Origin of the sequence: Leclercia sp. AS011 (assembly GCF_037152535.1) — a bacterium.
Taxonomy (GTDB): Bacteria; Pseudomonadota; Gammaproteobacteria; order Enterobacterales; family Enterobacteriaceae; genus Enterobacter.
On the sequence record NZ_JBBCMA010000002.1, the window covers coordinates 269,515 to 281,851 of the forward strand.

Sequence of the window (12,337 nt, forward strand, 5' to 3'; positions counted from 1 at the left end):
GGAGGGTGTTTTGATTAAGTCAGCGCTATTGGTTCTGGAAGACGGAACCCAGTTTATCGGTCGGGCCATTGGGGCAACAGGTTCGGCGGTTGGGGAAGTCGTTTTCAATACTTCAATGACCGGTTATCAAGAAATCCTCACTGATCCTTCCTATTCCCGCCAAATCGTTACTCTAACTTATCCCCATATCGGCAATGTCGGCACCAACGCCGCTGATGAAGAGTCCTCCCAGGTACATGCACAAGGTCTGATTATTCGCGACCTGCCGCTGATTGCCAGCAACTACCGCAATACCGAAGACCTCTCGTCCTACCTTAAACGCCATAACATCGTGGCGATTGCCGATATCGATACCCGTAAGTTGACGCGTCTGCTGCGTGAAAAAGGTGCCCAGAACGGCTGCATCATCGCCGGTGATAACCTGGATGCGGCGCTGGCGCAGGAAAAAGCCAAAGCCTTCCCGGGGCTGAACGGCATGGATCTGGCAAAAGAAGTGACCACCGCTGAGGCCTACAGCTGGACTCAGGGTAGCTGGACGCTGGCAGATGAGCTGCCGGAAGCGAAAAAAGAAGAGGAGCTGCCGTTCCACGTGGTGGCTTACGATTACGGCGCCAAACGCAACATCCTGCGCATGCTGGTGGATCGCGGCTGCCGTCTGACCGTTGTGCCGGCAAAGACCCCGGCAGACGAGGTGCTGAAGATGAACCCGGACGGGATCTTCCTCTCCAACGGCCCGGGTGACCCGGCACCGTGCGACTACGCCATCGACGCCATTAAGAGCTTCCTTGAAACTGATATTCCGGTATTCGGTATCTGTCTCGGCCATCAGCTGCTGGCGCTGGCGAGCGGTGCGAAAACCGTGAAGATGAAGTTCGGTCACCACGGTGGTAACCACCCGGTAAAAGATATCGACAACAATACGGTAATGATTACCGCGCAGAACCACGGTTTTGCGGTGGACGAAGCGTCCATGCCAGCTAACCTGCGCGTGACGCATAAATCCCTGTTCGATGGCACCCTGCAGGGTATCCATCGTACCGATAAGCCAGCATTCAGCTTCCAGGGCCACCCTGAAGCCAGCCCGGGCCCACATGACGCCGCGCCGCTGTTCGATCACTTTATCGAACTTATCGAGCAATACCGTAAGACCGCTAAATAATCAGGAGCCGAGAAGACCATGCCAAAACGTACAGACATAAAAAGCATCCTGATCCTTGGCGCTGGCCCGATCGTCATCGGCCAGGCCTGTGAATTTGACTACTCCGGCGCGCAGGCGTGTAAAGCCCTGCGCGAAGAGGGTTACCGCGTTATCCTGGTGAACTCCAACCCGGCGACCATCATGACCGACCCGGAAATGGCCGATGCAACCTATATCGAGCCGATTCACTGGGAAGTGGTACGTAAAATCATCGAAAAAGAGCGTCCGGATGCGGTCCTGCCGACCATGGGCGGCCAGACGGCGCTGAACTGCGCGCTGGAGCTGGAGCGTCAGGGCGTGCTGGCCGAATTCGGCGTAACCATGATTGGCGCAACTGCCGACGCGATTGATAAAGCCGAAGACCGCCGCCGTTTCGACGTGGCGATGAAGAAAATCGGCCTCGACACCGCGCGCTCTGGTATCGCACATAATATGGAGGAAGCGCTGGCGGTTGCCGCTGACGTGGGCTATCCGTGCATCATTCGTCCATCCTTCACCATGGGCGGCACCGGCGGCGGTATCGCCTACAACCGCGAAGAGTTCGAAGAGATCTGCGAACGCGGTCTGGATCTCTCCCCAACCAAAGAGCTGCTGATTGATGAGTCGCTGATTGGCTGGAAAGAGTACGAGATGGAAGTGGTGCGTGATAAAAACGACAACTGCATCATCGTCTGCTCCATCGAAAACTTCGATGCGATGGGTATCCACACCGGTGACTCCATCACCGTAGCGCCTGCCCAGACGCTGACCGACAAAGAGTACCAAATCATGCGTAACGCCTCGATGGCGGTACTGCGTGAGATTGGCGTTGAAACCGGCGGCTCTAACGTCCAGTTCTCGGTTAACCCGAAGAATGGCCGTCTGATTGTTATCGAGATGAACCCGCGCGTATCCCGCTCCTCTGCGCTGGCATCGAAAGCTACCGGCTTCCCGATTGCGAAAGTGGCGGCGAAGCTGGCGGTGGGTTACACCCTCGACGAGCTGATGAACGACATCACCGGCGGACGTACCCCGGCATCCTTCGAGCCGTCCATCGACTACGTTGTGACCAAAATTCCTCGCTTCAACTTCGAGAAATTCGCCGGTGCTAACGACCGTCTGACCACCCAGATGAAATCTGTCGGTGAAGTGATGGCGATTGGCCGCACCCAGCAGGAATCCCTGCAGAAAGCCCTGCGCGGCCTGGAAGTGGGCGCAACTGGCTTCGACCCGAAAGTGAGCCTGGACGACCCGGAAGCGCTGACCAAAATTCGTCGTGAGCTGAAAGACGCAGGCGCAGAACGTATCTGGTACATCGCCGACGCCTTCCGTGCCGGTCTGTCCGTCGACGGCGTCTTCAACCTGACCAACATCGACCGCTGGTTCCTGGTGCAGATTGAAGAGCTGGTGCGTCTGGAAGAGCAGGTGGCGGAGCTGGGCATCAACGGCCTCGACGCTGACTTCCTGCGTGTGCTGAAGCGTAAAGGCTTTGCCGATGCGCGCCTGGCAAAACTGGCTGGCGTACGCGAAGCGGAAATCCGCAAGCTGCGTGACCAGTACAACCTGCACCCGGTCTACAAGCGCGTGGACACCTGTGCGGCAGAATTTGCCACCGACACCGCCTATATGTACTCCACCTATGAAGATGAGTGCGAAGCGAACCCGTCCGTTGACCGCGACAAAATCATGGTTCTGGGCGGCGGTCCAAACCGTATCGGCCAGGGCATCGAGTTCGACTACTGCTGCGTACACGCCTCGCTGGCGCTGCGCGAAGACGGTTACGAGACCATCATGGTCAACTGTAACCCGGAAACCGTCTCTACCGACTACGACACTTCCGACCGCCTCTACTTTGAGCCGGTAACTCTGGAAGACGTGCTGGAAATCGTCCGTATCGAGAAGCCAAAAGGCGTTATCGTGCAGTACGGTGGCCAGACTCCGCTGAAACTGGCGCGCGCGCTGGAAGCCGCAGGCGTACCGGTCATCGGCACCAGCCCGGATGCCATTGACCGCGCGGAAGACCGCGAGCGTTTCCAGCATGCCGTTGACCGTCTGAAGCTGAAACAGCCAGCCAACGCCACCGTGACGGCGATTGAACAGGCGGTTGAGAAAGCCAAAGAGATCACCTACCCGCTGGTGGTGCGTCCATCCTACGTGCTGGGCGGCCGGGCGATGGAAATCGTCTACGACGAAGCCGACCTGCGCCGTTACTTCCAGACCGCGGTGAGCGTCTCTAACGATGCGCCAGTGCTGCTGGACCGTTTCCTCGATGACGCGGTAGAAGTGGACGTGGATGCTATCTGCGATGGCGAAATGGTGCTGATTGGCGGCATCATGGAGCACATCGAGCAGGCGGGCGTACACTCCGGCGACTCCGCCTGTTCTCTGCCAGCCTATACGCTGAGCAAAGAGATTCAGGACGTGATGCGCGACCAGGTGCAGAAGCTGGCCTTCGAACTGCAGGTGCGCGGTCTGATGAACGTGCAGTTCGCGGTGAAGGACAACGAAGTCTACCTGATTGAAGTCAACCCGCGTGCGGCGCGTACCGTTCCGTTCGTCTCTAAAGCCACCGGTGTTCCGCTGGCAAAAGTGGCGGCGCGCGTGATGGCGGGCCAGACCCTGGCACAACAGGGCGTGACCAAAGAGATCATCCCACCGTACTACTCGGTGAAAGAGGTGGTGCTGCCGTTCAACAAATTCCCGGGAGTTGACCCGCTGTTAGGGCCAGAAATGCGCTCTACCGGTGAAGTGATGGGCGTGGGCCGCACCTTTGCAGAAGCGTTCGCGAAAGCGCAGCTGGGCAGTAACTCCACCATGAAGAAACAGGGCCGTGCGCTGCTCTCTGTGCGTGAAGGGGATAAAGAGCGCGTAGTGGACCTGGCCGCGAAACTGCTGAAACAGGGCTTTGAGCTGGATGCGACTCACGGGACCGCGATTGTGCTGGGTGAAGCCGGCATCAACCCGCGTCTGGTGAACAAGGTGCATGAAGGTCGTCCGCACATTCAGGACCGTATCAAGAATGGCGAATATACCTACATCATCAACACCACCGAGGGGCGTCAGGCGATTGAAGACTCCAAGCTGATTCGCCGCAGCGCGCTGCAGTACAAAGTGCATTACGACACCACCCTAAACGGCGGTTTCGCGACGGCCATGGCGCTGAATGCGGATGCCACCGAGAAGGTGATTTCGGTGCAGGAGATGCACGCGCAGATTAACAAGTAATACGTCTGTTATCCTGGGCCCGGCAAGCGAAAGCGAAGCCGGGCAAATAGCGGGTGACGCTTCGCTCACCCGCTCTACGATAGCGTACTGCCTCTTCAGAACCTTCTGCTTTTCCATATCCCATCAGTCAGTTAGCCTAAAATTATCAGGTCGATAATTAAATCCAACTGAAAAGCAGGGAGAACACCATGCGAAATAATCTTTTGCTAACTTCAATTTTTACTGCCGCAGCACTGTTCACCGTTGCCGGCTGTTCCTCCAATCAGGCGGTGAAAACCACCGACGGCAAAACCATCGTCACCGACGGTAAACCGCAGGTAGATGACGATACGGGAATGATGTCTATTGATAATGCCGAAACCGGTCAGACGGAACAGATTAACCGCGATCAGGTTAAATCCATGGGTGAGCTGAAGAACTGATAAAAAAATGCAGTGGCCTGAGCCACTGCATGTTTGATTTGAGTCACGCGATTACCAGCGGTGGTTCAGCAGGATATGACCACCGTAGGCATCGTAGCTGTTCTCACCCCATTCGCCGCTGGCACGCAGCGAGATTAGCGTGGTCTCGTTCAGTTTTCCGGTAACGCCCAGCTCCAGTTGACCGCGATCGTCCGGCGTGTCGTTGCTGAACGCTTCGCCGTTAAAGGCGATATCGTTCTGACCGGCACCTTTCAGCCAGTTGACCGCCACGTAAGGTTGCCATGCCTGCACATCTTTCTGATCGAAGTAGCTGGTTTTCACACCCACACGTCCCAGAATGCTGTCGTTATCGAGGGTAGAAATACGCACGCCGTCGGTGTCGGTGTGGTTTTCCTGATCAAGATAGCTGTAGACGGCCTGGATCTGCGGTTCGATTTTCCAGGTTCTTTCGCTTTCAGAGTCAATAATCCAGGCATGACCCGCTTCCAGTGAGGCGGCAAAGCCGTGGCTATTGTAGGACTCGTTGCTGCGATCGTCGCTTCTCAGCGTGTTGTGATACCAGCCGAAAGAAGCCCAGCTGTCGATATAGCTGCCTTTACGCAGCTGCTGATCTTCCTGCCAGGTAGCGTATATCCCGACGTTAACGCCATCCACTTTACCCTGCGCAGAACGTTTGCTGCCTGTTGAGGTGGAGTCGGTTTTAGCCTGACCGGCACCAAACATCATCCCGCTATGCAGCACGCCGGTGTCCATCTTGTTGCTGATGAAATCACTCCCGAGCTGCATCACGTACTGGGTGGTGTCGTAGTTAACTTTGCCACCCGCCACGTCATTTTCATGGTAACGCCCTTTGACGTACATCCAGGTGTTGAGATCGTCTTCATTGCGCAGGGTCAGCTGATCGCGATCGTCGCGTTTGTGCAGGAACATATCCTGCGCGGCGAGGTAGTTACCTAAATAGGCACCCACTTCAGGCGCGAGATTGCTCATCGCCGGTGGGGTATAACCGCCATCGTTGTTGTTATCAGGTACGGGATCAGGCACAACGCTGTTACCGTTGTCATCGGCAGGCGTAGGGGCTGGAGTCGGGTCTGGCGTGGTCGAGGCAGACTCAAGGTACCAGTTCCCGTCGGTGTGCTGATTCAGGCTGTATTCCCACGCCCCGACCACCACCGGTCTGGAGAGAGAAAACGCGGCATCGGAGTTACCGCCCACGCTCACCACTTGCATCCCGTTGACGGTCTGCGCACCCGCGCCGCCGATATTGGTGATGCTTATACCAGATTGGCCCGCGCTGTTGCCGGTAATGGTCAGATGATCGGTTAAGGCGTTGTCATCGCCCAGCACGCTGTTCATGGCGATCAGGCTACCGCTCACGCCGGTGTAATCACCGTTGATAGTGAAATCGTTGCCCACGCTGTTATTCAGCCCGGCAATTTGCAGCGTGCCGCTGTTGGTGACGTTGCCGTTGATGGTGTTAAGGGTAGGGGAGGTGGAAGCGCTGTTCCCCTGTACGGCATTCCATGAAGCCAGCACGCCGCCACTGAGGATCTCAACGTTGTTATTTACGCTGCCTGCGCTGGCGAAGGTTGCGCCGTTATCCACCGTGATAGTGGCGGTGCTGCCTGTGCTCCCCAGGGTGGCACCTTCGGCGACCAGCGTAGTGCCGCCGCTCAGAAGGGTATTGCCGGTGTAGCTGTTATTGCCGGTTAACGTCAGCGTGTTGGCATCGGTTTTAATCACACTGCCGGTACCAGTAATATCGGTCGCGTAGGTGAAATCTGAAGATTGGTTAAATTCCAGCGTGCCATTGTTAGTCATTGTCCCGGTTAAGGTACCGGTTTTATCGCCATTACCCAATTGCAGGGTTGCGCCATTGGCGATGAGGGTATTACCGGCGTTATTCACTGTGCCTGCCAGCGTCAGTTTTCCAGTATCGACCTTTATCGAATCGTTAGTTCCGATAATATCCACGTTACCCGTAAGATCCCAGGCAGTGCCCGACATGGTTAGCGAAGCAAAACCCTCGCCTTGATTCAAGCCAATAAAATTACTGTCTTCGCTACCGGTACCCAGTAAGGTAAGGGTATTTTCCTGGGATCGAGTGGAAATAACATCGCCGATAAGTTGCGAATGGGTATTGAGCGTTAAGGTATTTTTTTTGTCACTGCTAAAGGTGATTGCGCTGTCGGTGCCTTTGATCGTACCTGAATTTATGACGCTCACCCTTGCCTGGTCGGTAGAGAAAATTCCGTTGGTGGCGCCTTCAATTGTGCCGGTATTGGTGATGCTACTATTACCGGAATTAAGGAACTCTGCGCCATTACCCTGCTTGCCTGTAATGTTGCCATCATTGACCATGGTAATACGCTCGTTGACGGAAACGGCTGTTTTACCTTCAATATTACCGGTGGTGGTATTGATTACTATTACCCCGGAGATATTATCGCTAAGCTGGATACCATATTCAGCGCCGCGCACGTTTCCGGCATTATTGATGGTTCCTGCCATTTCCTGGACGGTAATCGCATTTGCGGAAGTAGAGCTAATGGTTGCGCCTTCCTTATTACTAATCTGTAAGTTTTGTCCTCCCGTAGTGATGTGCATCCCATCACCAGCACCTGAAATGGTGCCCCGGTTTTCAACATTGGTAACCACGCTATTCTCGATAGTCACAGCGGGCGTTGATGTTGTGGGAGAAATAATGACATTCTCATTAACGGTATAAGTCTGATCGGCGGAGAAGTTTAGTGCGTTTGTAGTGGAGTCTGTAATTATTTCCGCAGTTGCCATTAATGGCGTAAATAAAAACAATGCCGGAAATATATTGCCGAGGGATTTCGTTATTTTGTTTAATTGTAAAACTGTGCTCTTCATTGCCACATCCAATTGTGATTAAAAAAGAATGCGTATCTTAATGATGAAGTGAATTATTGTAAACACTTGAATTTTAAAGATATTTTTATTATTAAAAACTAAAATTATTAAATCTTAAAGCAAGCTTGTATATTCACTAATTTTAAAAAGTGAATTAATCATAAATTAAATGCTTGATGATTTATATTTTTTATAACCAATTAATATAATTTTTAAATAATATAAGTTTTAATTATTCATTAATCGTTGAGCATATCGCGATTCTGGGCCAGTTTACAATCTTTGCGGTTAAGCCTCTGAAGAGCAAAGACCCCTTCAAACGCACCTCTTTCCTGTCTACACTGACTGTCACAACAAGAAAGCAGTTCAATCAGGTTAATCATGATACTCATTATTTACGCGCATCCTTATCCGCATCACTCCCATGCGAATAAGCGAATGCTTGATCAGGTTAAGACGCTGGAGGGCGTAGAGATCCGCTCACTCTATCAGCTCTATCCTGACTTTAATATCGACATCGCCGCCGAGCAGGAAGCGCTTTCTCGTGCAGATCTGATCGTCTGGCAGCATCCAATGCAATGGTACAGCACGCCGCCGCTGCTTAAACTTTGGATCGATAAAGTATTTTCTCACGGCTGGGCATACGGTCATAACGGCAGGGCGCTCAAGGGTAAAAGCCTGCTGTGGGCCGTCACCACCGGCGGTGGAGAAAGCCATTTTGATATCGGCTCCTTCCCCGGTTTTGACGTGCTGGCGCAACCGCTGCAGGCGACCGCGCTTTACTGCGGCCTGAACTGGCTCCCGCCGTTTGCCATGCACTGCACCTTTGTCTGTGACGACGAAACGCTTCAGGCGCAGGCCCGACACTATAAACAACGTTTACTCGACTGGCAGGAGGCGCACCATGGATAGCCATACGCTGATTCAGGCGCTGATCTATTTAGGCGCTGCGGCGCTGATTGTGCCGGTTGCGGTACGCCTCGGACTGGGCTCGGTGCTGGGGTATCTGATCGCGGGCTGCGTGATTGGCCCGTGGGGCTTCCGGCTGGTCACCGACGCCGAGTCGATCCTGCACTTTGCGGAAATCGGCGTGGTGCTGATGCTGTTTGTCATCGGTCTGGAGCTGGATCCGCGTCGTCTGTGGAAGCTGCGCGCCTCGGTATTTGGTGGCGGGGCGTTGCAGATGCTGGCCTGCGGTCTGCTGCTGGGCGGGTTCTGCATCCTGCTGGGCATGGACTGGAAGGTGGCGGAGCTGATCGGCATGACGCTGGCCCTCTCCTCCACGGCCATCGCCATGCAGGCCATGAACGAGCGTAACCTGACGGTTTCCCAGATGGGGCGCAGCGCCTTCTCGGTGCTGCTGTTCCAGGATATCGCGGCTATTCCTCTGGTGGCGATGATCCCGCTGCTGGCCGTATCCGGGGCCTCCACCACCCTCGGCGCCTTTGCCCTTTCGGCATTGAAGGTCGCCGGGGCGCTGACTCTGGTGGTCCTGCTTGGCCGGTACGTCAGCCGACCGCTGCTGCGCTTTGTCGCCCGCTCCGGCCTGCGGGAAGTCTTCAGCGCCGTGGCCCTGTTCCTGGTCTTCGGCTTTGGCCTGATGCTGGAAGAGGCAGGCCTCTCCATGGCGATGGGTGCCTTCCTGGCAGGAGTCCTGCTGGCAAGCTCCGAGTACCGTCACGCGCTGGAAAGCGATATCGAGCCTTTTAAAGGGCTGCTGCTGGGGCTGTTTTTCATCGGCGTCGGCATGTCGGTCGACTTCGGCACCTTAGTGACTCATCCGCTGCGCATCGCCATTCTGCTGGTGGGTTTCCTGGTGATTAAGATGGCGATGCTCTGGCTGGTCGCCCGCCCGCTGAAGGTGCCCGGAAAACAGCGCCGCTGGTTTGCGGTGCTGCTGGGGCAGGGGAGTGAATTTGCGTTCGTGGTGTTTGGCGCGGCCAGCATGGCCAACGTGCTCGATCCGGAATGGGCCAAGGCGCTGACGCTGGCGGTGGCGCTCTCTATGGCGGTGACCCCGCTGCTGCTGGTGGTGTTGACCCGTCTGGAAGCGGCCGGTAGTGGCCAGGAGCGCGAGGCGGATGAAATTGATGAAGAACAGCCGCGGGTGATCATTGCCGGGTTTGGTCGCTTCGGTCAGATCACCGGCCGTCTGCTGCTCTCCAGTGGCGTGAAGATGGTCATCCTCGACCACGATCCCGACCATATTGAAACCTTGCGTAAGTTCGACATGAAGGTCTTTTACGGCGATGCCACGCGCGTGGATCTGCTGGAGTCCGCCGGGGCGCAGAAGGCCGAAGTGCTGATTAACGCGATCGACGATCCCAAGAACAGCCTGCAACTGGTCGAGCTGGCGAAGACCCATTTCCCGCATCTGAAAATCATCTCCCGCGCGCGTGATATCGATCACTACATCAAGCTGCGTCAGATCGGTGTTGATGCGCCGGAGCGTGAAACCTTTGAAGGGGCGCTGAAATCCGGTCGGCTGGCGCTGGAGAGTCTCGGGCTCGGGGCCTATGAAGCCCGGGAGCGAGCCGATCTGTTCCGCCGGTTTAATACAGAGATGGTCGAAGAGATGGCGGCAATGGCGGAGAACGATGCCACGTCACGCGCGGCGGTGGTTAAACGCACCAGCGCCATGCTGATGGACATCATCAATGAAGACCGTAATCACCTCTCGCTGACCCAGCGTCACGGCTGGCAGGGAACCGAAGAGGGTAAGCATACCGGCGATCCGGGAGACGAGCCGGAGAGTAAACCGCTGGCGTGAAGAGGGGTTGCCAGCAAATATAAAAAATTTCCTGTTCTTTACTCTGCCGCCAGTCGACGAAAGATTAAGCTTTCCGTATAGTGGCGGCAATTTTTTGCATCCGGGAAATAATCAATGATCAGTCTGATTGCGGCGCTTGCGGTAGATCGCGTGATTGGTATGGAAAACGCCATGCCGTGGAATCTGCCTGCCGATCTCGCGTGGTTTAAACGTACTACCTTGAACAAGCCGGTAGTAATGGGTCGCCTGACCTGGGAGTCAATCGGGCGACCGTTACCGGGCCGTAAAAACATCGTTATAAGCAGCCAGCCCGGCACGGATGAGCGTGTTGAGTGGGTGAAATCCATTGACGAAGCCATTGCCGCCTGCGGCGATGCCGAAGAGATAATGGTGATTGGTGGAGGTCGTGTATATGAGCAATTCCTGCCAAAAGCGCAGAAATTATATCTGACACACATTGATGCTGAAGTGGAAGGGGATACCCATTTCCCGGACTACGATCCTGACGAGTGGGAATCGGTATTCAGCGAATTCCACGACGCGGATGCGCAAAATTCGCATAGCTACTGCTTCGAGATCCTTGAACGCCGCTAATGTTTTTCTGCACCTTTCCCCATGGGAGAGGTGCAGCTCTCCGCTACGACGCTACCGCTTCATTCTCGCCTGAATCCTGATGCCGGTTCGACGGCTGAACAAAGTACGCTTTATCTTCCCAGCGCAGACAGGTGAGTTCTCCCCCCCAGCAGCAGCCGGTATCCAGGCCGTAAATACCCTCTGGCGTGCCTTTGCCTTCCAGCGATGCCCAGTGACCAAAAATAACGCTGTATTGATCCGTCACCGGTCCGGGGATGGCAAACCAGGGTTTGAGCGGCGTCGGCGCGTTTTCCGGCACATCCTTGCAGTACATATCGAGCTGACCGTTTGGGAAACAGTAGCGCATGCGGGTGAAGGCGTTGGTGATGAAACGCAGACGCGCCACACCGCTGAGCTCCGTGCTCCAGTTGTTGGGCATATCGCCGTACATGGCATCAAGGAAGAAAGGATAAGAGTCGCTGGAGAGCACGGCTTCGACGTCGCGTGCGCACTCTTTCGCGGTTTGCAGATCCCATTGCGGCGTAATGCCCGCGTGGGCCATCACCAGCTGCTTCTCTTCATCAATCTGCAGCAGCGGCTGGCGACGCAGCCAGTTTATAAGCTCATCGGCGTCAGGCGCATCCAGCAGCGGGGTGATCCTGTCTTTCGGTTTATTACGGCTGATCCCGGCGTAAACCGCCAGCAGATGCAGATCGTGATTGCCAAGGACAAGCCGCACGCTGTCGCCCAGCGACTTCACATAACGCAGCACTTCCAGCGAGCCAGGTCCGCGCGCAACGAGATCGCCGGTGAGCCATAGCCTGTCCGTACCCGGGGTAAATTCCACCTGCTTTAACAACGCGATCAGTTCATCGTAGCAACCATGAACGTCGCCAATGAGATATGTAGACATGTTTAGTGAATGAGTGTTGGAACAGCCAGACGGAAAACAGGAATGGCAATGCGGAATGCATTGCCGTCGGCATCGACCATTTCATAATGGCCCTGCATAGTGCCCAGCGGCGTTTCGATAACCGCGCCGCTGGTGTACTGATACTCTTCGCCGGGATCAATGTGCGGTTGTTCACCCACCACGCCTTCGCCCTGCACTTCAATTTCACGACCGTTGCCGTTGGTGATAAGCCAGTAGCGCCCGAGCAGTTGCACAGGCATCCGCCCCAGGTTGCGAATGGTTACCGTGTAAGCAAAAACATAGCGTTCTTCATCCGGTGTGGACTGGGACTCAATATAGATGCTTTGTACATGAACACAGACGCGGGGCGAATCAATCAT

9 protein-coding genes are annotated in these 12,337 nt (G+C 55.3%); 6 read left to right on the top strand and 3 right to left on the bottom strand.

All coding sequences use genetic code 11. The features are described 5' to 3' along the window. The first annotated feature begins 10 nt into the window (after positions 1-10). The 3 genes from carA to WFO70_RS13765 all read left to right on the top strand — a co-directional run bounded on the left by carA (position 11) and on the right by WFO70_RS13765 (position 4,824). A complete protein-coding gene (gene carA / locus WFO70_RS13755) occupies positions 11-1,159 on the top strand; it encodes a glutamine-hydrolyzing carbamoyl-phosphate synthase small subunit (protein ID WP_337016866.1) in 1,149 nt (382 codons plus the stop codon). Positions 1,160-1,177: 18 nt separating this feature from the next. Continuing rightward, the gene (carB, locus tag WFO70_RS13760) at positions 1,178-4,402 is read left to right on the top strand and encodes a carbamoyl-phosphate synthase large subunit (protein ID WP_337016867.1); all 3,225 of its coding nucleotides are present in this window, start codon (positions 1,178-1,180) and stop codon (positions 4,400-4,402) included. A 188-nt stretch (positions 4,403-4,590) separates the two neighbouring features. Then, on the top strand, positions 4,591-4,824 hold the full coding sequence (locus tag WFO70_RS13765) for a YgdI/YgdR family lipoprotein (protein ID WP_337016868.1): 234 nt from the start codon (positions 4,591-4,593) through the stop codon (positions 4,822-4,824). Positions 4,825-4,875: 51 nt separating this feature from the next. Here WFO70_RS13765 and WFO70_RS13770 read toward each other — a convergent pair whose 3' ends face one another. Continuing rightward, positions 4,876-7,335: an autotransporter family protein gene (locus tag WFO70_RS13770; RefSeq protein ID WP_337016869.1), complete on the bottom strand. Its 2,460-nt coding sequence runs from the start codon at positions 7,333-7,335 to the stop codon at positions 4,876-4,878. A gap of 747 nt (positions 7,336-8,082) precedes the next feature. Between WFO70_RS13770 and kefF the strand changes: the two genes are divergently transcribed. From kefF to folA, 3 genes are all read left to right on the top strand, one after another. Then, positions 8,083-8,613, top strand: coding sequence for a glutathione-regulated potassium-efflux system oxidoreductase KefF (gene kefF / locus WFO70_RS13775; RefSeq protein WP_337016870.1), 531 nt, complete (start codon positions 8,083-8,085; stop codon positions 8,611-8,613). Next, positions 8,606-10,471, top strand: a complete 1,866-nt coding sequence (gene kefC, locus WFO70_RS13780) for a glutathione-regulated potassium-efflux system protein KefC (RefSeq protein WP_337016871.1) — start codon at positions 8,606-8,608, stop codon at positions 10,469-10,471. Before kefF ends, kefC begins: the two co-directional genes overlap by 8 nt. Positions 10,472-10,585: 114 nt before the next feature. Then, entirely contained in the window at positions 10,586-11,065 is a 480-nt protein-coding gene (gene folA, locus WFO70_RS13785) for a type 3 dihydrofolate reductase (protein WP_039030411.1), read from the top strand. Positions 11,066-11,108: 43 nt separating this feature from the next. Here the strand turns inward: folA and apaH are convergent, their stop codons facing one another. Further along, complete coding sequence (apaH, locus tag WFO70_RS13790; RefSeq protein WP_337016872.1) at positions 11,109-11,957, bottom strand: bis(5'-nucleosyl)-tetraphosphatase (symmetrical) ApaH; 849 nt, start codon at positions 11,955-11,957, stop codon at positions 11,109-11,111. A 2-nt stretch (positions 11,958-11,959) separates the two neighbouring features. Further along, positions 11,960-12,337, bottom strand: a complete 378-nt coding sequence (apaG, locus tag WFO70_RS13795) for a Co2+/Mg2+ efflux protein ApaG (RefSeq protein WP_333851502.1) — start codon at positions 12,335-12,337, stop codon at positions 11,960-11,962.

Excerpts from the sequence above, each read along its gene's own strand:
- kefC (WP_337016871.1), top strand. The coding sequence starts at position 8,606 with ATGGATAGCCATACGCTGATTCAGGCGCTGATCTATTTAGGCGCTGCG.
- WFO70_RS13770 (WP_337016869.1), bottom strand. The coding sequence starts at position 7,335 with ATGGCAGGAACCATCAATAATGCCGGAAACGTGCGCGGCGCTGAATAT.
- carB (WP_337016867.1), top strand. The coding sequence starts at position 1,178 with ATGCCAAAACGTACAGACATAAAAAGCATCCTGATCCTTGGCGCTGGC.
- folA (WP_039030411.1), top strand. The coding sequence starts at position 10,586 with ATGATCAGTCTGATTGCGGCGCTTGCGGTAGATCGCGTGATTGGTATG.
- apaG (WP_333851502.1), bottom strand. The coding sequence starts at position 12,337 with ATGATTGATTCGCCCCGCGTCTGTGTTCATGTACAAAGCATCTATATT.
- WFO70_RS13765 (WP_337016868.1), top strand. The coding sequence starts at position 4,591 with ATGCGAAATAATCTTTTGCTAACTTCAATTTTTACTGCCGCAGCACTG.
- apaH (WP_337016872.1), bottom strand. The coding sequence starts at position 11,957 with ATGTCTACATATCTCATTGGCGACGTTCATGGTTGCTACGATGAACTG.
- kefF (WP_337016870.1), top strand. The coding sequence starts at position 8,083 with ATGATACTCATTATTTACGCGCATCCTTATCCGCATCACTCCCATGCG.